This window comes from Streptomyces sp. GbtcB7, assembly GCF_019091445.1.
In the GTDB taxonomy this organism is placed as follows: domain Bacteria; phylum Actinomycetota; class Actinomycetes; order Streptomycetales; family Streptomycetaceae; genus Streptomyces; species Streptomyces mirabilis.
Genome location: NZ_JAGXJM010000065.1, coordinates 16,871 through 39,798 on the forward strand (window position 1 = coordinate 16,871; position 22,928 = coordinate 39,798).

20 protein-coding genes and 2 pseudogenes are annotated in these 22,928 nt (G+C 68.9%); 11 read left to right on the forward strand and 11 right to left on the reverse strand.

Annotated elements, in window-relative coordinates; all coding sequences use genetic code 11:
- Both KVT44_RS52300 and KVT44_RS52305 read left to right on the forward strand, forming a co-directional pair.
- Positions 1–539 (forward strand): ATP-binding cassette domain-containing protein (locus KVT44_RS52300; RefSeq protein WP_217575829.1); only part of this gene is annotated, 539 nt, incomplete at its 5' end.
- 110 nt (positions 540–649) lie between these two features.
- A complete protein-coding gene (locus KVT44_RS52305) occupies positions 650–1,378 on the forward strand; it encodes a sigma-70 family RNA polymerase sigma factor (protein WP_217575831.1) in 729 nt (242 codons plus the stop codon).
- Between the two features lie 58 nt (positions 1,379–1,436).
- Here the strand turns inward: KVT44_RS52305 and KVT44_RS59485 are convergent.
- From KVT44_RS59485 to KVT44_RS52320, 4 genes and pseudogenes are all read right to left on the reverse strand, one after another.
- A pseudogene (locus KVT44_RS59485) lies at positions 1,437–1,545 on the reverse strand (cobalt ECF transporter T component CbiQ); the annotation flags it as partial.
- 335 nt (positions 1,546–1,880) lie between these two features.
- A pseudogene (locus KVT44_RS52310) lies at positions 1,881–2,336 on the reverse strand (cobalamin biosynthesis protein CbiM); the annotation flags it as partial.
- Between the two features lie 450 nt (positions 2,337–2,786).
- Positions 2,787–5,045: a SpoIIE family protein phosphatase gene (locus KVT44_RS52315; protein ID WP_217575833.1), complete on the reverse strand. Its 2,259-nt coding sequence runs from the start codon at positions 5,043–5,045 to the stop codon at positions 2,787–2,789.
- A gap of 587 nt (positions 5,046–5,632) precedes the next feature.
- A complete protein-coding gene (locus KVT44_RS52320) occupies positions 5,633–5,803 on the reverse strand; it encodes a transposase (RefSeq protein ID WP_217575835.1) in 171 nt (56 codons plus the stop codon).
- Between the two features lie 504 nt (positions 5,804–6,307).
- Here KVT44_RS52320 and KVT44_RS52325 point away from each other — a divergent pair.
- From KVT44_RS52325 to KVT44_RS60900, 7 genes are all read left to right on the forward strand, one after another.
- Positions 6,308–6,742 carry a Zn-ribbon domain-containing OB-fold protein gene (locus tag KVT44_RS52325; RefSeq protein ID WP_217575837.1) on the forward strand — a complete coding sequence of 145 codons (435 nt, stop codon included), beginning with the start codon at positions 6,308–6,310 and terminating at the stop codon, positions 6,740–6,742.
- Positions 6,743–6,800: 58 nt separating this feature from the next.
- Entirely contained in the window at positions 6,801–8,045 is a 1,245-nt protein-coding gene (locus KVT44_RS52330) for a CoA transferase (protein ID WP_308314383.1), read from the forward strand.
- 58 nt (positions 8,046–8,103) lie between these two features.
- On the forward strand, positions 8,104–9,315 hold the full coding sequence (locus KVT44_RS52335) for an acyl-CoA dehydrogenase family protein (RefSeq protein WP_217575839.1): 1,212 nt from the start codon (positions 8,104–8,106) through the stop codon (positions 9,313–9,315).
- 26 nt (positions 9,316–9,341) lie between these two features.
- Complete coding sequence (locus KVT44_RS52340) at positions 9,342–10,124, forward strand: electron transfer flavoprotein subunit beta/FixA family protein (protein WP_217575841.1); 783 nt, start codon at positions 9,342–9,344, stop codon at positions 10,122–10,124.
- A 27-nt stretch (positions 10,125–10,151) separates the two neighbouring features.
- A complete protein-coding gene (locus tag KVT44_RS52345; protein WP_217575843.1) occupies positions 10,152–11,117 on the forward strand; it encodes an electron transfer flavoprotein subunit alpha/FixB family protein in 966 nt (321 codons plus the stop codon).
- A gap of 120 nt (positions 11,118–11,237) precedes the next feature.
- Positions 11,238–11,768, forward strand: coding sequence for an SRPBCC family protein (locus KVT44_RS52350; protein WP_217575844.1), 531 nt, complete (start codon positions 11,238–11,240; stop codon positions 11,766–11,768).
- An 868-nt stretch (positions 11,769–12,636) separates the two neighbouring features.
- Positions 12,637–12,819 carry a pentapeptide repeat-containing protein gene (locus KVT44_RS60900; RefSeq protein ID WP_308314384.1) on the forward strand — a complete coding sequence of 61 codons (183 nt, stop codon included), beginning with the start codon at positions 12,637–12,639 and terminating at the stop codon, positions 12,817–12,819.
- Between the two features lie 246 nt (positions 12,820–13,065).
- Here the strand turns inward: KVT44_RS60900 and KVT44_RS52360 are convergent, their stop codons facing one another.
- The 6 genes from KVT44_RS52360 to eno all read right to left on the reverse strand — a co-directional run bounded on the left by KVT44_RS52360 (position 13,066) and on the right by eno (position 19,522).
- Complete coding sequence (locus KVT44_RS52360; protein WP_217575846.1) at positions 13,066–13,932, reverse strand: 3-hydroxybutyryl-CoA dehydrogenase; 867 nt, start codon at positions 13,930–13,932, stop codon at positions 13,066–13,068.
- 289 nt (positions 13,933–14,221) lie between these two features.
- The gene (locus KVT44_RS52365) at positions 14,222–15,130 is read right to left on the reverse strand and encodes a LysR substrate-binding domain-containing protein (RefSeq protein WP_217575847.1); all 909 of its coding nucleotides are present in this window, start codon (positions 15,128–15,130) and stop codon (positions 14,222–14,224) included.
- Positions 15,131–15,325: 195 nt separating this feature from the next.
- Complete coding sequence (locus KVT44_RS52370; RefSeq protein WP_217575848.1) at positions 15,326–16,432, reverse strand: alcohol dehydrogenase catalytic domain-containing protein; 1,107 nt, start codon at positions 16,430–16,432, stop codon at positions 15,326–15,328.
- Positions 16,433–16,561: 129 nt separating this feature from the next.
- Complete coding sequence (locus KVT44_RS52375) at positions 16,562–17,113, reverse strand: carboxymuconolactone decarboxylase family protein (protein ID WP_217575849.1); 552 nt, start codon at positions 17,111–17,113, stop codon at positions 16,562–16,564.
- Between the two features lie 33 nt (positions 17,114–17,146).
- Positions 17,147–18,151 (reverse strand): VOC family protein, encoded by a 1,005-nt coding sequence (locus KVT44_RS52380; RefSeq protein WP_217575851.1) that lies wholly within the window; start codon positions 18,149–18,151, stop codon positions 17,147–17,149.
- Between the two features lie 60 nt (positions 18,152–18,211).
- A complete protein-coding gene (eno, locus tag KVT44_RS52385; RefSeq protein WP_217575853.1) occupies positions 18,212–19,522 on the reverse strand; it encodes a phosphopyruvate hydratase in 1,311 nt (436 codons plus the stop codon).
- Between the two features lie 494 nt (positions 19,523–20,016).
- Between eno and KVT44_RS52390 the strand changes: the two genes are divergently transcribed.
- A complete protein-coding gene (locus tag KVT44_RS52390; protein WP_254651091.1) occupies positions 20,017–20,583 on the forward strand; it encodes an NADPH-dependent FMN reductase in 567 nt (188 codons plus the stop codon).
- Between the two features lie 81 nt (positions 20,584–20,664).
- On the opposite strand, the gene KVT44_RS52395 is transcribed toward KVT44_RS52390, so the two are convergent.
- The gene (locus KVT44_RS52395; protein WP_308314385.1) at positions 20,665–21,696 is read right to left on the reverse strand and encodes a LacI family DNA-binding transcriptional regulator; all 1,032 of its coding nucleotides are present in this window, start codon (positions 21,694–21,696) and stop codon (positions 20,665–20,667) included.
- A gap of 184 nt (positions 21,697–21,880) precedes the next feature.
- On the opposite strand from KVT44_RS52395, the gene KVT44_RS52400 reads away from it, so the two are divergent.
- A complete protein-coding gene (locus tag KVT44_RS52400) occupies positions 21,881–22,660 on the forward strand; it encodes a fumarylacetoacetate hydrolase family protein (RefSeq protein WP_217575857.1) in 780 nt (259 codons plus the stop codon).
- The last annotated feature ends 268 nt before the right edge of the window (positions 22,661–22,928 follow it).

A 22,928-nucleotide genomic window follows, 5' to 3' on the forward strand; every position in this document is an offset into this window, starting at 1 on the left:
TGGGTGCCACCGTCGCCCGGGGCGCGCCGCCCGTCGCCACCGGCCGCTCCGGCAGTGGCAAGAGCACCCTGCCCCGAGCCCTCGCCTCGTCGCTGCGGCAAGCAACCGAAGGCCGCGAGGGCCGGCCTGCCGTCGTGGCCGTCGCCGCCGACGACTACCTCTTCAGCGGCACACTCGGATCCAACTGGCGCCTCGCCGACGCCGCCTTGACCGACGACGGGATCGACGAACGCCTCGCCGAACTGTGGCTGAACGACAGCGGACTGGCCGCCAGAACTTCCGTCGGCCCCGGCGGGAGGCAGCTCTCAGGTGGTGAGCTCCGCCGCGTCTACCTGGGCCGGGCCCTGGCCCGCCACCCGCACGTCCTGATCGTCGACGAACCGACCACGGGCCTGGACGACCGAACCGCCCGACACGTACTCGGCATCCTGAAGAACCTGCCCGACACCACCGTCGTCATCGCCCTGCACGACGTACCTGCGTGTCTCGAGTCGGCCGGACACGTCACGCAGCTGCCGCTCGATCACAGGGGACCGTAAATCCTCCGGTGCGGCCGCCTGCTCGCGAAGACGCGCAGATGAGCCGCCGACGAGAGCTCCCTTGATCGACGGCTGAAGACAGGCCGTCGCCGCATCTCTGAGGAGGCACCATGACCACAACACAACCCCACTCCGCAGTCGCCCAGGGCACGGCGGTCGATCCCGTGGCGAACAGGACGACGACGGAACGCACTGGTGACGACGACCGGCCGTTGACCGTCAGCGACGTGCTCGGCGGTCCCGGTAGCGGACGGCAGCACGCGACGCAGTCCGAGGCGGAGCTCCAGGCCCGCTTCGAACCGGCCCTGATGTTTCTCGACCGGCTCTACTCGGCCGCCCTGCGCATGACCGACCATCCGGCCGACGCCGAAGACCTCGTCCAGGAGACTTACGCCAGGGCCTACACCTCGTTCCACCAGTTCCGTGAGGGCACGAACCTCAAAGCATGGCTGTACCGCATCCTCACGACCACCTTCCTCAACTCCCGCCGCAGCCGGCTGCGGCGGCCGCAGTACGACGGCACGGCGGGGGGGGAGGACTGGCAGCTGGCCCGTGCCGAGGCGCACATGTCCACGGGCATGCGTACGGCCGAATCCGAGGCGCTCGACCACCTGCCCGACGCGGACGTCAAAGCGGCACTGCAGGCCATCCCCGAGAACTTCCGGATCGTCGTGTACCTCTTCGACGTAGAGGGCTTCACCGTTCGGGAGATCGCCGACATCATGCGGACTCCCGTCGGCACGGTGCTGTCCCGGCTGCACCGGGGGCGCCGACAGTTGCGCTCGCTGCTGGAGGGCTACGCCTGTGAGCACCGGCTCGTCCCCGTACGTCAGGCTTGAGTTGAGCAACGGGAAACGCTCAGGCTCTATGGCGACCACAAGCCGGACGGACACAGCCCAGTGGGTACGTCACCAGGGCGACGTCCACGGCCGGCGCCGGCCGTCACCTGGCGGGGCAGAAGGTCGGACAGCGGGGTCGTGAACGCGAACTGCGGGACGCCGAGGGAGCGCTGGTAACGGCGCGCGCCGTGCTGCTGGGCTCAGCGGGCGTGCCCGGCCGCCGGCTGTGGCGCATCTAGCGGGTGCCGCTGGGGCCCGCAGCTCACCCTGGCTCCGTCCTTGGTACAGGCGGAACTAGCAGGTGAGGACGCCTGCGCCCAGGAGGGCCTGGAGAGAGCAGTGCCGACTCGATCTCTCTGGGCGGTGGTTCGTACAGGGGTGAGAATCACGGCGCTCAGTCCGGCACGGTCTCGGTGATCGAGGTCGCCGCCTCGGCGAGCGCGGCGGCGACGAACAGCAGCAGAGCGTTGATCTTCGCGATCCGGTTCATCGGAGCGACTCCCTCCGACCCGGCCTGAGGCTGATTGCCGACCACGAGCACGCCGAGCCACGTCAGTTCGACCTTGCTCGACTGAACCAGGAGCGGCTTCACCAGCACCGTCAGGAGCTACTCGCTCGCCGTGAGGGGGATCTGGGTCACGGCGAAGATGGAGCCGAACTTGCCGAGCGCGCCCATAAGTTCGCTGCTCGGGTCGGGGAACGCGAGCGCCAACTGCACGCTGGTGACGCTGTAGTGGGCAGGCTGGCGACGAACGCGCCGAAGAACGGTCACCGAGAACAGTTTCAGCGCGGACAGGACGAAGGCGAAGGCCCCGAGGAGCCGAGCAGCAGGGTGCTCTCGGGATGCTCCCAGACCTCACGGGTGGGGGAGCGGACTCCCTTGGACGACGAACGGCGCGGACGCGAGGCCCGAGGCGACCGCGTGCGCCGGAGGCAGAAGAATCTCGGCCACATGCATGGCTCAGCAGACCCTCTCCAGCACCTCGTTGGTTGCCATGCCTTGGCCGGTCTCTTGGCTGACGGGCACCACCGCCCGTGCTTCGCCTTTCTGCGTCCGAAGATCCAATGGTTGTCCGTGATGGCCGGAGCCGGACTTCCGGATCATCGGAGACAAGCGATCACCCGGGCGTGAAGGCGGCAGTCGCCCGCTCATGCCCCGGCTCAGCAGCCCAGCACCGTAGGAGGGGGAACAGGTTGCGGCTTCCGGAGCCGGCCAGCCGCCCACCACCCCTGTGTGTCGCCCTCGCCGACCGGTGCCCCCGCCGTCACCTCGTGCAGTGCGTACACCAGCGCCTTCGCCCCGCACCACTCGTGGCCCGGGCTGGTTGAATCCAGGATGCTTGCGGCCATGGCGTACTCGGACACTGGTGTCGGCCCATCGGGAGCAGGCGGAGCTTGAGCACGTGCCCTACGCCCGCCGGCTCGATCGTCTACTTCGCTCCGTACGTGTCGCCGGCCCGGCCTCCCCGCTGCCGCGCCGGGATTCGTCCCGTTCGGATGCTGGCGGCCTGGTCAGCTCGAACCAGACCGACTTGCCACGCCCGCTGGGAGAGTTGCCCCATGATGAGGCCAGGGCATCGACGATGAGCAGTCCCCGGCCGTGTTCCGATTCGGTGTCGGCCTCACCAGAGGCGAGCACGGGTGTCGGCAGTGGAGGCCGCGGATCGGAGTCGCGTACGTCTACGCGCAGCCGGTCGGCGTACTCGCGCAGCCGGACCTCGACTTCGCTGTCGGCGTGCACCAGTGCGTTGGTGACCAGTTCGGTGACGGCCAGCTCGAGATCCGACGAGACGGCTTCCCAGTTCCACATCGTTGCCTGCTTACGCAGAAACTTGCGGACGTCGCCGACAGCGCGCAGATCGTGACGCTGGACGAACGTCCGTCCTACCCGGTGGCGTCGGCCGGCACGGAGTCCCAGGAACTGCGCGATCAGCACCGCGGCGTCGTCGTCTCGCCGGTCGTCGGTGCCGGTGATCTCGAGGAGGCGGTCAGCCAATACCTCCAGCCGCAGGTCGTCGGGTGCCGCCAGGCGCTCGTGCAGGGCTGCGATGCCATCGTCGAGTTGCACCGAGTGGGAGTGCACCAGCCCGTCTGTGTACAGCACCAGGATGGTTCCCTCCGGGAGCGGGATCTGTCCGGACCCATAGCAGGTGTCAGGTCGGACGCCCAGCGGTATCCCCTGGGGAAGTTCAGGTGCCGTGAAGCGCTGGCCGGGGTGGCCCAGCAGCGGTACCGGGTGTCCGGCGGAGGATATCTCGGCGGTCTCGGCTTCTGGGTCCAGCCACACGCAGCAGCACGTGGCCAGCAAGTCGGTGCCGAGGTCGGCGAGTAGCCGATTGGTGCGGGTCAGCACGTCTGCCGGGCGGTGCCCTTCCGCGGTGTAGGCACGGATCACACTGCGGATCTGGCCCATGATCGCGGCCGCGCGGCGGGTGTGTCCCTCGACGTCGCCGATGACCAGGCCGATGGTGCCATCAGGCAGGTTGAGCACGTCGTACCAGTCGCCGCCGGCGGTACCGATCGTCGGTGTGACGTAGCGGGTGGCGATGTCCACTTCGCCGTAATGCGGGAGGGCAGCGGGCAGGAGGCCCTGCTGCAGTTCCTGAGCCAGTCGGCGTTCGGTCTCGAACTGCCGGGCCCGCCCGATGGACTGGGCCAGCAGCTGCGCCACCGCGGCCAGGGCGGCCCGCTCGTCCGCTCGGAAGTCGCGCCGGTGGTCGAAGCCGAGGGCGAGGGTGCCTGCGTCATGGTCGCCGATGGCCAAGGGGAGCAGGCAGTAGGACGATATCGGTCCGTCCGTTTCCACGGCCTTGAAGAACAGGGGCCGGTCCACGAACGGCGACTTGTCGATGGCCGTCTCCTCTTCCAGCGTGCCCGTCGAGGCCCTGGTGAGTCGCATCGCGAGCGCAGGACTGGATCCGCTGTAGCCGAGCAGTCGTGGTCGTCCTTCATCGATGACCGAGATGGCGAGGCACTGAGCTCCGAAGGGCTCCATGATCCGTGCGATTGCCGTCTCGACGACGTCCCGAAGGCTCGGAGCCTGGCTGAGCTGGGCGGCGAGTCGGCTGATCTGGTAGACAAGCGACAGACTCACCGACTCAAGCAGAGCGTCCTGTCCCGCAGGCAGGGCCAGGATGAATCTTGGTGCCGAGTGGCAGAGGCTTCGCGGGGGCAGGCCGCCCCGCCGCTGCAGACTACGGGCGAGTTCCTCTGTCAGGCTCTTGCAGCGGCGTTGCACCCTGGCAGGGACCGCCGCCCATCCGACAGGATCGGCCCAGATGAGTACAATAACCCCGAATGATCGCCCGTCGTCACCGACCAACGGCGTGGCGACTATTGCATACGGGAATGGCATGGCCGGGCGGACACCGCTGGGGGTCTCACTCAGAACGCGTACGCACTGGCGGCCGGTGCGGTAGGCGACGGCTCCGGTGTATCGATCGTCATTCATCGGGTGGTAGTCCGCTACGGTGAAGATCGACAGTGGGCCGCCCACCGCGACGACGTTGGCCAGCGTCTGCCCGTCCTCGAGCGGGACCATCGCGGTACCGGCCGTGGCCTGTAGTTCTTTCACCGCCTGCTGTAGCGTCGCGGCGAGCAGCCGGTCCTCGGTGCTGAGAGCCGTCACCGGGCTCGGTGATCTCGCGAGATTTCCCTCGTCTCCCATTGCCGCTCCAGGGACCTGCTCCCCCTGATCCGAGGGTATACCTCACCGCATCTGCGTTCGTATCGACCGGCCCACCCGGGGATGCGCGCCGGCAGTGCACTCCCTCCATGGCAGCGGCCGGTCGCTGCGGATGCCGGACCGGTGACCGGCGGCGGCCCGGCCCGCGGAGCGGAGAGTGTCAGGCTCGGCCCGGTCTGCACCTCAGGGTGATCGTTTTCTGGCGGCTGCATCGGAGGATTCCCCTCCGTGGCGCGCAGTGGTTCCTGACGAGTCCCGTACCCCGTCGCGTGCGCTGTACGAGCGGATCATCCGAGGCTGTGGCGTGCGAGGCGGCGAAGGTGGTGTCGCGGACGTGGTGCAGGGCCTCGATCTTCCAGTGGTCTTGAGCGACAGGATCAGTGCGGTCTGCTCGGCGGTCAGGCTGGTGACGGCGTAGACCGTCCCTGGCGCGAGCGAAGCGGAGGGTGGCCGGGGTGACGCCATGGCCGACTTCGTCCAGCAGCAACCAGGTCTCGTTGACGGCTTGCTGATCACGGGCTACGTGACGCCGAGGAGGTCACCCGAGACGTACTGGGAGGACAACAGCCTCAGGTAGAGGACAGCGACGCCTCGCCCCGCGTTGCGCCGATCCGGGCGGTGGCCTCGGCATCGACGAGTTCCTGCAGGATGCGCTCGCACTGTGCCCTGATCGTCTCAGCTCCGTCACCCGCACGTAGCGGGTCCGGCAGCCGCATCAGGTGAGACCGGGCCAAGGTCATCGTGCACTCCATTGGTTGAACTGTCCGTTCATCAGGGAGAGTTGCGGTGGCCTGCTCATTGCTCAGGGAGCAGTCACGGCCAGTGGGTGCACGCCCCGGGGCGGACACCCGAGCGTTCCGGAACCTTGATCGCCTACACGACGCGACGGAACATCATCGATCCGGATCGCACTGCCGACCTCGTACGGCACATGGGGTTCCGCTCAACCTCCGATCCTCGCGGGGCAGGCTCGACCCTCGAAGACCTCGGCGAGCGGGGGTCACGGCACCGACGTACGGCGACGTCCAGCCCTGAGCACCGACAGGGCCCGCTCGTAACCAGCGCTCCAAAGTGAGAGTAGCGCTGGGAAACCAGTTCTGACCTCGGCGAATGGAACGCATTCCGCGCACAAAGATGCGTCAGTTCATCGTTGACCGGCGATCCGCGGCAGGGCCAGGGTGGTGGAGACATATCGGATTCCGATCACCCGTTTCCGGTCACCGAACTGCGTGCAGGAGGCCGTGATGCTGCAGACAGACACCCGTGAACACATCGAGTTCCGGGAAGACCACGAAGCGGCTACCGCCGCCACTACCGCGCCCGCCGGACCGGCCGCATCGGCGGTCGGCGGCGAACTGCTCTTCCAGCGCTGCCTCTGGTGCGGCACTCCGGCCTACCGCCGCTCGTTCTGCCGCGCTTGCGGGTCCACGGCCTTCAAACGGGAGCGCAGCACGGGCGCCGGGGTCATCGTCCGCCGCAACGGCCCCGCCCCGCACAACACCTGGTTCGTCGCGATGGAGGAGGGATTCACTCTGGTCTGCCAGGTCACCGGGACGGCGCCGGTCGCGGTCGCGGTCGGGGCGAGGGTGAGTGCGGTACGGGCCGTTGCCCCTCTTGGTCAGGGCCTTCCCGTCGTCGAACTCACCCACTCGGCATCGCCTATGGAGCGCTGGTGGTGACGAAACGGCTCGGACGGAGCCAGGTTCGGGTAGGCGGGACGATCAGAGAGGAGGGTGCGTGAGCGCCCAGAACAACACGTCGGACGGATGGGCCGGCGTTCTCGACGGGGCGGGGCGCGGCGCGCTGGACGGTCTGCGCATTGCCGACTTCTCGCGGGTTCTCGCGGGGCCCTATGCCACGATGCTCCTTGCCGACCTCGGCGCCGACGTGGTGAAGGTCGAGCGGCCGGGCATCGGGGACGACACCAGGGCCTGGCACCCTCCGACGGACCACGACGGCACGTCGACCTATTTCCTGAGCGTCAACCGGAACAAGAGGTCCGTCGTCCTGGACCTCACGACCGAGGCCGGCCTCGAACAGGCCCGTGCCCTGGTCGCAGAGTCCGACGTGCTGGTGGAGAACTTCCGTCCAGGCGCGATGGAGCGGCTGGGGCTCGGCCCTCGCGAACTCCGTGCCCGGCACCCGGGGTTGATCTACTGCTCGATCAGCGGTTTCGGCAGCGGTGCGGGCGCGGCGATCCCCGGATACGACCTGCTCGTGCAGGCCGTCGGCGGTCTGATGAGCGTGACCGGGGACACGGGCGGGGAGCCGGTGAAGGCGGGCGTGGCCCTGGTCGATGTGATCACCGGCCTGCACGCCGCGCTCGGCATCCTTGCGGCTCTCCGGCACCGGGACGCCACCGGGGAGGGGCAGCGTGTGGAGGTGAACCTGCTCGGTTCACTGCTGTCGGCCATGGTCAACCAGGCGTCGGCGTTCGCCGTCGCCGGTGTGGTTCCGGGCCGCCTGGGCAACGCGCACCCGAGCATCGCCCCGTACGAGACCTTCCGGGCCGCCGATCGTCCGATCGCGATCGCGGTGGGCAACGACCGGCAGTTCGCGGCGCTCGCCGACCACCTCGGGGATCCCGGTCTCGCTCTCGACGACCGCTTCCGCACCAATGCCGACCGGGTCGCCCACCGCGCCGAACTGCGGGACATCCTGACCGAGCGACTGAGCGCGGCCGGCGCAGACCACTGGTCGGCCGTCCTGCTGGCCGCGGGGGTGCCCACCGGACCGGTCAACACCCTCGACGAAGCCTTCGCCTTCGCCCAGAAGCTCGGCCTTCCCGGCATCGTCGACATCCCCGCCGCACCCGCCGACGGAGCAGAGGACAGGCCCTTCCGACAGGTCGCGAACCCCATCGCGCTGAACGGGACACCCGCGCAGTACCGCCTGCCGCCGCCCCGCCTGGGCCAGCACACCGCGGAGATTCTCCAGCGCTTGTCCGACCACGCCTCCGCGCCGAAAGGGACGGTCACATGACCGTTCCCGGCGCAGGCACCACGACCGAACCGACCACCGCAACCACCAGGAGCCCACGATGAGCCGCAAGCCGATGAAGGACCCTCTCGACCTGCTCGACCTCTCCTCCACCCTCACCGACGAGGAACGCGAGATCCAGGCCACCGTCGCCAAGTTCCTCGCCGACCGGGTCCGTCCGCACATCGGCGAGTGGTTCGAGAACGCGCACTTCGCCCGCGAACTCGCCCCGGAACTCGGCAAGCTGGGCGTTCTCGGCATGCACCTCGACGGGTACGGCTGCGCCGGGACGAACGCGGTCAGCTACGGCCTCGCCTGCATGGAGCTGGAGGCGGCGGACTCCGGCTTCCGCAGCTTCGTCTCCGTGCAGGGCTCGCTGTCGATGTTCTCCATCTGGAAGTGGGGCTCGGAGGAGCAGAAGCAGGAGTGGCTGCCCCGGCTCGCCGCCGGTGAGGCGATCGGCTGCTTCGGTCTGACCGAGCCCGACTTCGGCAGCAACCCCTCCGGCATGCGCACCAGGGCCGTTCGGGACGGTGGGGGCACCTCCCGCTCGAGCGGAGCCGAGAGTGGGGGAGACTGGATCCTGAACGGCTCCAAGATGTGGATCACCAACGGCGGCATCGCCGATGTGGCCACCGTCTGGGCACAGACCGAGGACGGTGTCCGCGGCTTTCTCGTCCCCCGTGGGACGCCCGGCTTCACCACGCAGGACATCAAGCAGAAGATGTCCCTGCGCGCGTCCATCACCTCGGAGCTGTACTTCGACAACGTAAGGCTGCCCGACTCGGCGCGGCTCCCGCTCGCGGAGGGCCTGCGCGGACCGCTGTCCTGCCTGAACGAGGCGCGCTTCGGCATCCTGTTCGGCGCGGTCGGCGCGGCCCGCGACTCGCTGCAGGCGGCCATCGAGTACGCCGACTCCCGCGTGCAGTTCGACAAGCCGATCAGCGCCTTCCAGCTCACCCAGAAGAAGCTCGCCGACATGACCGTGTCCGTGGGGAGTGCGGCACTGCTCGCCGTCCACCTGGGCCGGCTCAAGGACCAGCACCGCATCAGGCCCGAGCAGATCAGCGTCGGCAAGCTCAACAACGTCCGGGAAGCGATCGCCATCGCGCGGGAGTGCCGCACCGTCCTGGGGGCCAACGGCATCTCCCTGGAGTACTCCCCGCTGCGCCACGCCAACAACCTGGAGTCGGTCCTCACCTACGAAGGCACCAGCGAGATGCACACGCTGGTCGTCGGCCAGGCGATCACCGGCCAGGCGGCGTTCCGCTGATCACCGAAGGCTGAAGGAAGACACCCGTGAATATCGTCGTACTCGTCAAGCAGGTCCCGGACACCGGTGCCGAACGCGCCCTGTCCCAGACCGACCACACCCTCGACCGCGAGGACGCCGAACTCGTCCTGGACGAGATCAACGAGCACGCCGCCGAAGAGGCCCTGAGGCTGAAGGAGACGGCAGACGCCCACGTCACCGTCGTCTCCATGGGACCCGACTCCGCGCTCGACGCCATCCGCAAGGTCCTGGCGATGGGCGGCGACCGGGGTATCCACATCTGCGACGACAGGCTCCACGGCGCCGACGTGCTGACCACCGCGAAGGTCCTGGCGGCCGCCGTGCGCACCGTGGAGGACGTCGATCTGGTACTGGCGGGCAACGCGACCACCGACGGTCAGGCGAGCGCGGTCCCCGCCGTCGTCGCGGACCTGCTCGCCCTGCCGCAGCTGACCCATGTGCGGACGCTGGACGTTCACGCGGGGAGGGTGCGCGCCGAGCGCGAGACCGAGAACGGTGAGGCGACGCTGGACGCACCGCTGCCGGCGCTGGTCAGCGTCACCGAGAAGATCAACGAGCCGCGCTACCCCTCGTTCAAGGGGATCATGGCGGCCAAGAAGAAGCCGGTGGCCACGGTCGACCTCGACGACCTGTTCCCCGACGCGGACGACGCTGGGTTCCTCGCGACCCGCACCCGTGTGGTGGAGGCCGTCCCGCGTCCCCCACGAGCCGTCGGAACCCGCCTCACGGACGACGGCTCGGCCGGCCGGCACCTCGCCGCGTACCTGATCGCCCAGAAGCTGCTCTGAACCGCCCGACCAAGAAACAGGCACCCCATGCCCGATGTCCTCGTACTCGTCGACCACGACGGGGAACGTGTCAACACATCCACGTACGAACTCCTGGCCGCCGCACGGCGGCTGGGGGACCCGGTCGCCGTCGTCGTGGGAACCCCCGGCACTGCGGCGCGTCTCAGGGAATCCCTCGCCCGCCACGGCGCCACAAGTGTCCACGTGGCGGAATCCACCGAAGCGGCCGAGTTTCTCGTCACGCCCGCTGTCGACGCCCTGGAGCTCGCGGTCCAGGAAGCCGCTGCCGCCGCCGTTCTGGTCTCCGCGACGACGGACGGCAGGGAGGTGGCCGCGCGTCTCGCCGCGCGGCTGGACGCCGGGCTGCTGATCGACGCGGTCGACCTGGACTCCTCCGGTGTGGTCACTCAGATCGTCTTCGGGGGGTCGTACACCGTGCGCTCCCAGGTCACCCATGGCATACCGGTGATCACCGTGCGCCCGGGGGCCTTCGAGGCGGAGGAGCACCCCGGGGAGGTCGTGGAGTGGACGCTCGCCCTGCCGGCGGTCGACCCTGCGGCGTCCGCCCGTATCACTGCCCGGGGCGCCGCACCCGCGGGCGACCGACCCGGGCTCGCCGAGGCGACCGTCGTCGTCTCCGGAGGCCGCGGTGTCGGAGGGGCGGACGGCTTCGAGGTGGTGGAGGAACTGGCCGACGCTCTGGGAGGTGCGGTGGGCGCCTCGCGCGCAGCAGTGGACGCCGGTTACTACCCGCACCAGTTCCAGGTCGGGCAGACCGGAAAGACCGTATCCCCCCAGCTGTACATCGCCCTGGGCATCTCCGGGGCCATCCAGCACCTCGCTGGGATGCAGACCTCCAAGACGATCGTCGCGGTCAACAAGGACCCGGAGGCGCCGATCCTCGACCTCGCCGACTACGGCGTGGTGGGCGACCTGTTCGCGGTGGCTCCCCAGCTCACGCAGGAAGTGGCCGCCCGCCGCACGGACAGTTGAGGGGTCGGCCCTGCCGGCCGTCACTGACGCCTGCCGCGCGCGCTGACCCGCAGCAACTCTGAGATGGACGCCGGTCTCATGGCCCGGACCGTCCAGTCCGGGCCATGAGAGAGGAACACCGTGCGGTATGCCGAGGGGCCGAGGGTCTCCTGTGACGTTTACATCGAGGCGGATCCCTCGCGGGTGTGGGGCCTGGTGACGGACATCGGTCTGCCGGCCCGTCTGAGCCCTGAGCTGCAGCGTGTGGAATGGCTCGACGGCGCGGAGGGGCCCGCGATGGGGGCGTGTTTCGCGGGGTGCAACCGCCATCGGATGGTCGGCGAGTGGTGGACCGTCTCGCACGTCGTCCAGCTGGAGGAGCAGCGGGTGTTCGGCTGGGCGGTCGTTGATCCTGACGGCCGGTACGGTGACCCCGTCCCGGACCCTGCGAAGCCCCTGGCCACGTGGCGCTTCGAGCTCGAGCCCGAGGGGACCGGCACGAGGCTGCGGCAGTTCGCCCGGATGGGACCGGGTCGCTCCGGGGTCAGCCTGGCGATAGAGCGCACACCGGAGCGGGAGGAGAAGATCGTGGCCTTCCGGCTCGCGGAGCTCCGCACGAACATGGAAGCCACCTTGCACGGCATCAAGGCGCTCGCCGAAGTAACCGACTAGCCAGCCCGGGCCGATCACGACCGCTCGACTCTCACTGTCGAGGCCGCCACAAACCAGGCATTCCACCTGGTTGCCCTTGCTGAATCGCGATCACCGCTGCCGGGTCCGCTGAAGCCTCCGCCATCGCCGTGACCTGCGCCGACCCGAGCAGAACACTGCTTCCGTCGCCATGGTCGGCGGAAGCGGATCACCACACTCCCGGCCGTACCTCCGAACCTCCGACACGCCTCGCCGGACGCCACAACCCGCATCATCGAGCTGGACAGATCTCATGGGCAGAGTTCAAAAACACGCGCTGGTGAGCCGGACCATCACGGCGCGCGGTCCACGGACACACGATCAGGGCGTGGTCGAGCCGCCAGAGTCGGCGGTACCTCACGGCTTCCCGTCCAGCCTCGCGGACGCCTCGCCGAAGACCCAGGGGCTGGTCTCGGTGATGAAGTCGGTGGGGAAGTCGGCAGTGGCGTCCGTGTCCCTGCTTCCACAGCGTGGCCACGTGTGGCTGACGCGGGATCGGCTACGGATTCGATCGTCGGTCTCGGACCTTCGCGTGTCCAAGATCCCCTGCCGCAACCCGAGGGCTGTGTAGGCCCACCTGCCGCTCGGGAGCCGATCCGCTGCCGTTCGTTGAGCCCTTCCACGCGCTGCATCCTGGCGTGGACCCGCTGCGCGACCACTGGCTCGGCCGACGGGTCAGCGCCGCGTCCCACCACGTCTCACCCGGCGCATCCCTGTTTGCATGGAGTAGCGGCTCGCCGACCCCGGGCTGAGCCCCGAGGGGATCGCGGCCGCCCACCGCTACCGGGTTTCCCGGCCGACTTCGGCCACGTCTTCAAGGCGGCTGGCGGCATGAGCCTCTGGGAGGCGCGTGCGGCCCGTCGATGACGTCAGGCGACCGGCTCGTCGGACGCGTCGCACAGCCGCGGATCTGCGCGAGACCGGCTTCACCGAGGCCGACCCGCGCGAGGCGAACCTGCGCAAGGCCGATGCCGACGGCGCCGGCTTCCGCCGCGCCGACCTGCGCCTGGCCGACCTGACACGGCCGATTTGACGCAAGCGCGTCTGCGCACCCCGAGTCGCTCACCCACTGACCCGCCGCGGTACGCGCGGGGGCCCACGCAGCGACCCGCGAACGGGACGGAAACGCCCTGGTCCTGCTCGCCCTGGCGACGGCTGCCCTGTGCACCTGGATGCTGCGGCCCCCGCCGTTCCCGGCCCCCAGGCCGCCGGCGATGGCGGTGACGACGGCGGACGTATGGTGCCCGGATGCGCGAGACACCGCTGTGGCTGCGGGCCCTCAGGCCGCCTGGTAGCTGAAGAACCCCTGTCCCGACTTACGGCCCAGCAGGCCCGACTCGACCATGCGGCGCAGCAGCGGGGGAGGGGCGTACAGCGGTTCCCGGTACTCCTCGTACAGCGCCTCGCCTATCGCCGCCACGGTGTCCAGGCCGATGAGGTCGGCGAGGCGCAGCGGGCCCATGGGGTGGGCGCAACCGGCGGTCATGCCCGTGTCGATGTCCTCCGCCGTGGCCGTGCCGGAGCTGACCATCCGCACCGCTGCCAACAGGTAGGGAACCAGGAGGGAGTTGACGACGAAGCCCGCGCGGTCCTGCGCCACGACCGTCTTCTTGCCCAGGATCTCGCCCGCGAAGGCACCCACGCGCAGTTCCGTGGCCTTCGAGGTGTGCAACGAGGGGATCACCTCGACCAGTGGCATGACGGGGACCGGGTTGAAGAAGTGCAACCCGATCACCGCCTCCGGCCGTCGGGTCGCGGCCGCGAGCCGGGCGATGGGGATCGAGGAGGTGTTGCTGGCCAGTACGGTGGCCGGGTCGGCGACCACCTCGTCCAACTGCCGGAACAGCGCCGTCTTGGCCGGCTCGTCCTCGACGGCGGCCTCGATGACCAGGTCCGCACCGGACAGCCGGGCGAGATCGGCGGTGACCGACACCCCGGCCAGGGCATGTGCGCGGTCTTCCGGGGCGATGGTTCCGCGCTTCTCCGCCTTGAGCAGGGAGTCCGCCACGCCCGCCAGTCCGGCACGGGCCCTGTCCTCGGTCACGTCGCACAACGTGACGTGCAGCCCGGCCCGGGCGCAGACCTCGGTGATGCCCCGGCCCATCTGCCCGGCGCCGACGACTCCCACGTGCTTGATCGATGTCATGTGTTCCTCCACGTGTCCCTCCGCCCGGGGCGGTCGATCGACGCCGCCACGGTCTGTGGTGCCGCGTTGAGCCTAGGCCGGGTACAACCCCTCGGACCTGCTCAGACAGTGCGTATTCCGCGCACAAACATGCGTCGGTTCGTCGTTGACCGGCCGTGCCGCGCAGAGTCACGCTGATCACGACCAGGTCGGGTCCCGGGCCGGAGAGGAGAGCACGAGGAGGCGGTCGGGGGCATCAAGGGACGTCACGCCCGGACGGGCCTGACGGCGCTGCCGGGGCACCGTGCCTTCAGCCGACGGCGACCGTGGCGGCAGCAGCCTCCCGCAGACGGCGGATCACGCCGCGAACCGCGGGCGAGGTCTCGCCCCTGCGGTACGCGCCCACCAGTCGGGTGGTCAGCGGTACGTCCGCCAGCGGGCGGTAGGCGACACCCGGTATCTGTACGCGGCGCAGCGAACCCGGAACCAGGGCCACGGCGAGACCGCCGCCCACCAGGGTGAGAGCGGCGATGAAGTCCCGTACCGGAGGAGCGCACTGCGGGCTGAAGCCGCCCTGCTCGGCCACCTCCAGGATCTGGTCGCGGCAGCCGTACTCCTCGTCGAAGTGCGGGGCCACGAACCGCTCGTGCCGCAGCTCCGCCGCCGGCACCGCCTCGTACGCCGCCAGTGGGGCGCCTTCCGGCAGCGCCAGAACGACCTCCTCGGTGAGCAGGCAGGTGGCCGTGACCCCGGGCGGGTACTCCGGCCGCCAGCGCAGGAAGCCGACGTCGATGTCCCCGCAGGCGAGGGCCTCCAACTGGGCCGGCGTCTCCAACTCGCGTACCTGCACGCTGAGTTGGGTGCCTGAGGCCGCGCACCTGGTGAGGACTTCGGTCAGTACCCCGGAGAAGGCGGCTGAGGCCACGTAGGCGATCTCGGCGTGCCCCAGTTCCCCGCGGCCTGCGCGTCGGCCCACGGCCTCGGCGCGGGCGGCCTGGGCGAGGGTCAGCCGTGCCTCTTCGAGGAACAGTTGCCCGGCGCCGGTCAGTGCCGGGCGGGTGCGTCGTCCACGGTCGATCAGCCGCACGCCCAGGTGTGACTCCAGCGCCCTGACCTGGGCGCTGAGTGCAGACGGAGCAAGGTGCAGACGGTCCGCCGCCTTCGCGAAGTGGAGTTCCTCCGCGACGGTGACGAACGATTCCAGCCAGCGTAGTTCCACCGGCTCCTCCGTTCTGCCGGGCCTCTGCCGGCGAGAGCACAGGCCGTGTGCACGGCCTGTGGGAAGAACACCCCGCGGCGGTGTCAGGGCAGGACAGGGTTGCCGCGGGGTGAGTATGGGCGTGCGGGGTACCGCCGACCCAAGGAGCGTCCGAACGAGCAGGGACGCCCGGATCCGCGCCTTGGGACCTGCGGTTCAGGGGATGACGACGTAGTTGCTGAATCCGCCGTCGCGGTCCTCGAGTCCCGAGATCGCTTCGTTGACCCGGGACAGAGGGAACGGCTTGGCCTGCAGGTAGGACAGATCCAGGGCGCCCGTGGCCACCATGTCGGCGAGTTCCTGCCCCTGCGCGGTGCTGAACCAGTTGGAGCCGATCAGCTGGACCTGCTCGTCCATGAGCCACTTCACGTCCACGGGCAGCCGGTCCGCCACGCCGCCGACATTGACCACCTTGCCGCCCCGGCGGACGCCCTGCATCGAGTCGAGCATCGTCTCCACCGGGGCCTTGGCGCCCAGGGCGCTGATCACGTAGTCCGCGCCCTCGCCGCCGGTGCGGGACTTCGCCCACTCACCAGTGGAGCCGTCACCCAGCCGGAAGACCTCGACGCGCTCCGGGTCCAGTTCCTTGACGCGCTTGAGGAGCTCCTCGTTGCGGCCGGTCCCGAGGATCCGGGAGGCGCCGGAGGCGAGCGCGAGCACGGTCGACGCGACACCGAGGGTTCCCGTGATCCCGTCGATGAGCGCGACCTGGCCGGGGCCTGCCGTGGCGTTCTTGAGGGCCCCGTAGGACGTGCCGATGTAGCCCAGCTTGCCGGCCTGCTCGAACGTCATGTTCTCCGGGATGTTGACGATCGAGTACTGCGGTGCGGTCATGTACTCCGCGAAACCGCCGTAGGGGTAGAGGTCGAAGATCCGCTGGCCGTCACGGGAGGTACTGAAGTAGCCGTTCAGCGTGAAGTAGCGGCACCGGCTCAGTTCACCGCCCCGGCATACCTGGCAACTTCCACAGGAACGAAGGGGGTTGACGTACACCCGGTCACCGGGCTTGGTGTTGAGTACCGCCTCGCCGACCTGTTCGACCACGCCCGAGGCGTCCAGGCCGAAGATGGCGGGGAACTTCGGCAACGGCTGGTGCGGGAACCAGGTCGGCCAGTTGTTGATCACGTTGGCCATGTTCGGCACGATCCCGCACGCCTTGACCCGCACCAGCACGTCGGTCGGCCTCGGGGTGGGCACGTCGATCGTGTCCACGGACATCGGCTCACCGAGCGCGTGCAGTCGTGCAGCGAGCATTTTCGCCATTGAAATACTCCTTGAAACTGCTCCGTCCCGACGATCGGGGACGGAGACATTCTTTTCGGCGACCGAGGCGGCGGACCGGCGGCTCGGTAATCACGTCTCACGTATTGACGGGCCTTACGGCGCCGAGTCCTACGAATTCGGGAAAGGGTTCGGGTAATCGTCCTCGAGGTCGATGTCCAGCAGCCCCATGATGCGGACGCCGGAGTTGTACCAGGCGATGGACAACGACAGTTCGACCATCTGTTTGTCAGTCAGGTGGTCGGCGGCGGCACGCCACGTCTCCTCCGAGACGTCTACCAGCAGCGTGGACTCCTTGGCGAGGCGCATCACCGCCTTCTCCGTCCCGTCGAACAGGTCGGACGACTCGAAGTCGGCCACCGCCGTGAGCTGCTCCTCGGTGAGCCCGGCCTTGAGCCCGTGCGACTGGTGGTGCGCGATCTCGTACGCGGACCGGGTCGCGTACCCCACGGTCAGAATCGCCAGTTCACGCAGCTTGGGGCTGAGGTCGGCGGCTCGTAGCGAGTTGGCGTAGGTCAGGAAGCCGTCCAGCTGGGTCGGCGCGTTGGTCAGGGCGAGGAAGATGTTCGCCGTCGGTACCTTGCGCTCGGCTTCCAGCCGGTCGTACAGGGGCTTCTGTGACTCGTCCGCTTCCTCGCGGCGCAGGTAGGGGACTCGTGCCATGGCGTCTCCTCGGGTGACGTAAGGGCGAAAAGGTCAGGGAGCGGACTGCTCGAGCAGGAACCGCTCGAGCGACATCGGCTTCGGTGGCTCGGCCGGCGGGATCTGCGGCGCGCCGACGAAGGGCGACGCCTCGAAGTACCACTTCTCCAGGGCCGGGAGGCCCCAGCGGGCGTTGGTGCTCAGCGATCCCGCGTCCCAGCGCACCGGTTCGACCTCGGTGTCGATCGTCTGGTAGTGGCTGTTGAAGACCTCCACCCGGTGCCCGTCGGGGTCGCGGAGGTAGGCGAAGAGCATCCCGCCCGGACCGTGACGTCCGGGGCCCCGCTCCACGCCGTCGCCGTAGCCGAGGATGCCCGCCCAGTCGCAGGCGGTGAAGATGTCATGGCTCTCGGAGACGGTGTAGGCGAAGTGGTGCAGGGCGGGCCCGGTGTTCTCGATGATCGCGAGGTCGAGGCAGGTGCCCTTGCGGTACATGAACGCACCCAGCAGCTTGTCGCCGTGCTCCAGGTACTCCGAGTTGCGGAAGCCGAGTTCGCTGTAGAACGCGCACAGCTCGTAGGTGTCGGGCGCGAAGATCTGGTAATGGTCCAGCCGCTGCGCGTGGGCACCCTTGTAGAGCTCGAAGTTGATGTGCAGCCTCGGCCGGGTCTCCATGTGCGCGCAGAGTTCGAGCGGCGTGCCGATCGGGTCGCTGACGTGCAGGGTGCGGCCCTGGTACGGGACGTCGACCCATTCGGCGGGCAGTTCCCGTTCACGGAACCAGTTGTACGCGATGTCGAGGTCCTCGTCGAAGAAGACCCGGTAGCCGACCCTCCTGCACGTGCCCGCGCCCTCTTCGTCCAGCTCCAGGACGAGGCTGTGGTGGCAGGCTTCGGCCAGGCCGCGCAGGTAGCAGGTGCGCTCGTCCTCGTCGCTGACGACCAGCCCCAGCACGTTGACGTAGAAGTTCCGGCTCTCGGCCAGATCCGCGACCGTGAGGCGAACGTGACTGGAGCGGGTGATGTTGAAACTCGGGCGCAGATTGACGGGTGGCAGCATGCTGGTCTCCGTGCTCGGATCGGCTCTGGATTTCGATGACTGTATTACTTTGGGGCCGTTTTACGGCTCGGTCGTCGAGGGCTCGGCCTCGGCGAATGTGAATGCGGACCATCCGCTGAATTCCGCGGATTCGCCGAGGGACTCCTCGATGCGCAGAACCTCGTTCCATTTGGCCATGCGCTCGGAGCGGGTGAACGAGCCCACCTTCAGCTGGCCCGCGTCCCAGCCGACGCTCAGATGGGCGATGGTGATGTCCTCGGTCTCCCCGGAACGGGCCGAGACGATCGTGCCGAAACCGGCTTCCTTTCCGGCCAGCAGGGCCTGGAACGCCTCCGTGACCGTTCCGGCCTGGTTCGGTTTGACGAGGACGGCGTTCGCCGCTCCGCTGGTGGCCGCGGCCTCGACCCGCTTGGCGTTCGTGACCAGGTAGTCGTCTCCGATCACCTGGCAGCGGTGGCCGTAGCGCCGGGTGAACTCCAGCATGCCCTCGTGGTCGTCCTCGCCCACCGGGTCCTCGACGGACAGGATCGGATACTGCTCGATCCAGCTGCCCAGCATGTCGATCAGCGCAGCGGTGTCCAGGGTGCGGTCGTCCAAGGCCAGCGTGTACCGCCCGCCGCTGCCGAACTGCGATGCCGCGACGTCCAGCGAGACGCCGACCTGGGACGAGGGCGCGAAGCCCGCGCTCTCGATGGCCAGGGTCAGCGTCTCCAGTGCCTCCTCGTTGGAGTCGAACGCCGGCCAGAAGCCGCCTTCGTCGGCGACCCCCTGCGCCTTGCCCGCCTTCCGCATCAGACTGCCGGCGGCCCGGTAGATCTCCGCCGTCCAGTCCAGGGACTCGGAGAAGCTCCGCGCCGCGGGGCAGACCACCATGAAGTCCTGGACGTCGACGCGGCGGTCCGCGTGGGCGCCGCCGCCGAAGATCTGGATCTCCGGCAGCGGGATGCGAACCGGCCGTCCGCCCGCCAGGTGCTGCCACAGGGGTACGCCCGCCGATGCGGCGGCGGCGTGCAGGACGGCCATGGACGTGGCCACGATCGCGTTGCCGCCGAGACGGCTGCGGTCGGGAGTTCCGTCGAGGTCCACCAGAAGCCGGTCGACGGCTTCCTGATCGGTCGCGTCGCGGTCCAGGAGGGCGGGCGAGATCTCCTGGTTCACCGAGCCCACCGCACGTCGGACGTCGAGTCCGCCGAAGCGGCTGCCGCCGTCGCGCAGGTCGAGCGCCTCGCCCTGGCCCGTCGAGGCCCCCGCCGGTGCGATGGCCCGCCCGGTCGCGCCGTCCGTGAGGTGGACCTCGACCTCTACGGTCGGCCGACCGCGTGAGTCCCACACCCTGCGGCCGTAGAGCTTGGCGATCCGCGCGTCTGTCATTGCGGTGCAACCTTTCGGAGTTCGGACGATCGAGGCGATGAAAGATGCCCGTACCTGTCATCGGTGGGCGTCCCCGCAGCCCGAGGCGTACGGAAAAGGTCCTCGCTGACGAACGGGCGCGGACGGCCCCCGCGGGGCGGCACCTGAATCGGCGCGGCGGCGCTGGGCACGAGCGAAAAGGAGATTGACGAGGGTTGCTCGTCCACTGCGGCTCTTGTAGTGCTAACGATAGCGCAATCGTGCAAAGTGGCGGGGATTCTGTCAAGGGGCGCGCTGCACGGCGGTCCCATGGTCTCGCCGTTTGTGTGCGCCCCCTTACCTCGCCGTGACGTCAATGCTATCGTTCGCACAACCATGGTGCTCCAGCAAGAACTCCGGTGGACCCGCGCTCTCCTGGACGGACGGACAGCACAGGCGGCGCGGGTCCGCCGGGCCGGATCCCCGGCCGACAGGAAAGCGAGCCCGACATGACACCCCAGCCCCCTGCGGCGCCCATGACCCTCACCACCGTTGTGGCCAGCACTCGCCCTGGACGTGTGGGCCGATCCGTCGCGGACTGGTTCACCGTACGGGCCGCGGAGTACGACCAGTTCGAGTCGCACACCGTCGACCTGTACGAACTCGCTCTCCCCTTCTTCGACGAGCCGCATCCGCCCGCCCTGCAGCAGTACACGAAGAGCCACACCTTCGAATGGAGCCGGATCGTCGACGCGTCGGACGCGTTCGTCTTCATCACCCCGGAATACAACGGCGGCTTCCCCGCCCCGTTGAAGAACGCGTGGGACTACCTCGTCGTGGAGTGGCGGCACAAGCCGGCCGGGTTCGTCAGCTACGGAGGCGTCTCGGCGGGCACCCGGGCGGTGCAGATGGGCAAGCAGGTCGTGGCGAACCTCGGGATGCTGCCGATCGGTCCGACCGTGAGCATTCCGTTCGTCAACGAACTCGTCGAGGACGGCGATTTCCGGCCCGGCAAGATTCACGAGGCCGCCGCCGAGCAGGTGCTCGACGAACTCGCACGCACCGCCGGCGTCATGCGGCGGCTGCGCGGCGGAACGTACTGACCTGGTGCCGCATGTGCGAAGGCGTCCGGAGCGATGTGCTCCGGACGCCTCTCCGCGTCTGCAGGTGAGGTCGCCCCTGGCTCAGACGGACCCGGACGGAGTGTGTACGTCAGGAGGCGCCGTGCTGCCGCGCAGAACCAGCGATCCGGGGGAGACCGACGTGTACGGGCCGTCGTTGCCCGGCTTGGTCTTGAGTCGGCGCATCAGCCACAGCGCGCAGCCGGTGGCCATCTCCTGGATCGGCAGACCGATCGTGGTGAGCCCGGGACCCCACCACGAAAACCCTGGCTCGTCCCCGAACCCGACAACGGACAGTTCCCCGGGCACCTTCACGCCCTGCTCGGACAATTCCTCCAGAACCCCCAGGGTGAGCTGGATCGATCCCAGCACGAGCGCGGTGGGTGCGTCCGGGCCCTTCAGCAGCCGGCGCACCGCCTGGCGGCCGTGGTCCACGGACGACGGCGGCCCCAGCTCCGTGCGCCCGGCATCGTCCGGCAGGCCGCCTTCGCTCAGGGCGCTGCGGAAGCCGCGCAGACGCTCCGCGCCCGTGGGCAGTTCCTCGGGTCCGCCCAGATAAGCGACGCGAGTGTGGCCCAGAGCCACCAGGTGGGCCGTGGCCCGGCGCAGTGCCTCGTGGTCGTCCACGCCGAACCACTGGGAACCGAGCGACGGGTGGCGGCGCAGCAACTGCAGATGTGGGACCGCCTTCAGCAGCTTGGCCGACTCGCTGTGCGGGCGGGCCGTGGGCACGATGATGACGCCCGCCACGCGGTTCGCGGACAGCTCCCGCAGGTGGCGCAGCTCCACCATCCGGTCGTCGTCGGTCTCCGAAAGCATCAGCTGGAAGCCCTCGGCCTCCATGTTCTTGGACAGCTCGTGCGCGATGGTCGAGTAGAAGCTGTTGCGGATGTCCGGGATCACCAGCGCGACCACATTGCTGGAGGCGCCGCGCATCATCCGTGCCGCGCGGTTGCCGACGTACCCCATCTCGGAAGCGGCCTGGCGGACCCGGAACTTGGTCTCCTCGCTGATGCGGGGATCGTCGGAGAGCGCCCGGCCGACCGTCGAGACGGAGATTCCGAGGCGTTCGGCGATGTCCCTGGTCGTGATCACGTAAGGGCCCCCTCGAGCTGATTGTCCCGTTGTCGTCACCTTCCGTATGCCAACGATAGCACTCTCGTCGCGCTCCGTGGTCGGCAAAGTGAGGGTGGCAGGTTGATCATCCCCCTTATGCTAACGTTAGCACTGCTGGATGGGCCGTGCAGCCGCCCGCGGCTGCCTAGTTGCGGAGGTTTCCGTGCGGATCGTCAGGTATGCCGTCGGCGGCGTGCGTCACTACGGAGAACTGGAAGCCCATGGCGCCAGGATCGCGAGATTCGATGGTGATCCCTTCACCGGACTGTCCCCTACGGGGCATCTCGACGAAGTCGGCGACGTAGTCATTCTCCCGCCGCTCGAGCGACCCCGGATCTTCGGGTTCGCCTACAACTACGCCTCGCACATCGACGAGACCGACCGCGAGGTTCCGGAAGTTCCCGTGTGCTTCATGAAGCCGAGCACGGCGGCGATTGGGCCGGATGACGCCATCATCTATCCGGCGGATGGTGAACTGATTCATTTCGAAGGCGAGTTGGTCGTCGTCATCGGAAAGGAAGCCCGCCATGTGAAGCCCTCCGAGGCCCATGAGTACATCCTCGGCTATACGTGCGGCAATGATGTGAGCGACCGCATCGTCCAGCGTAAGGAAAGCGCATTCGGAACGCTTCTGATCGGCAAGGGGCAGGACACTTTCGCTCCCCTCGGGCCGGTCATCGCGACCGAAGTCGACCCCTCGGGACTGTCGCTGACGACCCGTGTGAACGGCACCGTCATGCAGTCGGCGAGCACTGCCGACCTGCTGCTCGCCGTTCCCGACATCGTCAGCTACCTCAGCCGCTACCTGACGCTGCTCCCCGGAGACGCGATCATGACCGGCACGCCTTCCGGTGTCGGGCCGATCCACCCCGGAGACGAGGTCGAGGTCGAGATCGACGGCATTGGCGTCCTGCGCAATCCGGTCGTGGCCGAGAGCCTCTGACTCCGGACGTCCGCCGGGCGACACTCAATGGGCCTGCCCACCGCCGAGCGGTGGGCAGGCCCATTGAGTGTCGCCGGTGTGTCCCGTGTCCTGTCGGGGGAATGCCACCGTGTCGCACCGGGCCGACGCCCGGTGCGACACGGTGGCGGATGTCCGGCGGGACGGCGAGCTAGGGCCTGTCCGGCGGATCATGCCGCAGACGCGGGGCTTGGCACGCCCTCCCCCAAGCTCTTCGAGCAGGGGGTGCCCCCAGCGGCGTTGTCGTCGG

Excerpts from the sequence above, each read along its gene's own strand:
- eno (WP_217575853.1), bottom strand. The coding sequence starts at position 19,522 with ATGACAGACGCGCGGATCGCCAAGCTCTACGGCCGCAGGGTGTGGGAC.
- KVT44_RS52335 (WP_217575839.1), top strand. The coding sequence starts at position 8,104 with ATGAGCCGCAAGCCGATGAAGGACCCTCTCGACCTGCTCGACCTCTCC.
- KVT44_RS52325 (WP_217575837.1), top strand. The coding sequence starts at position 6,308 with ATGCTGCAGACAGACACCCGTGAACACATCGAGTTCCGGGAAGACCAC.
- KVT44_RS52315 (WP_217575833.1), bottom strand. The coding sequence starts at position 5,045 with ATGGGAGACGAGGGAAATCTCGCGAGATCACCGAGCCCGGTGACGGCT.
- KVT44_RS52320 (WP_217575835.1), bottom strand. The coding sequence starts at position 5,803 with ATGACCTTGGCCCGGTCTCACCTGATGCGGCTGCCGGACCCGCTACGT.
- KVT44_RS52380 (WP_217575851.1), bottom strand. The coding sequence starts at position 18,151 with ATGCTGCCACCCGTCAATCTGCGCCCGAGTTTCAACATCACCCGCTCC.
- KVT44_RS52305 (WP_217575831.1), top strand. The coding sequence starts at position 650 with ATGACCACAACACAACCCCACTCCGCAGTCGCCCAGGGCACGGCGGTC.
- KVT44_RS52375 (WP_217575849.1), bottom strand. The coding sequence starts at position 17,113 with ATGGCACGAGTCCCCTACCTGCGCCGCGAGGAAGCGGACGAGTCACAG.
- KVT44_RS52390 (WP_254651091.1), top strand. The coding sequence starts at position 20,017 with ATGACCCTCACCACCGTTGTGGCCAGCACTCGCCCTGGACGTGTGGGC.
- KVT44_RS52370 (WP_217575848.1), bottom strand. The coding sequence starts at position 16,432 with ATGGCGAAAATGCTCGCTGCACGACTGCACGCGCTCGGTGAGCCGATG.
- KVT44_RS52360 (WP_217575846.1), bottom strand. The coding sequence starts at position 13,932 with ATGACATCGATCAAGCACGTGGGAGTCGTCGGCGCCGGGCAGATGGGC.
- KVT44_RS52345 (WP_217575843.1), top strand. The coding sequence starts at position 10,152 with ATGCCCGATGTCCTCGTACTCGTCGACCACGACGGGGAACGTGTCAAC.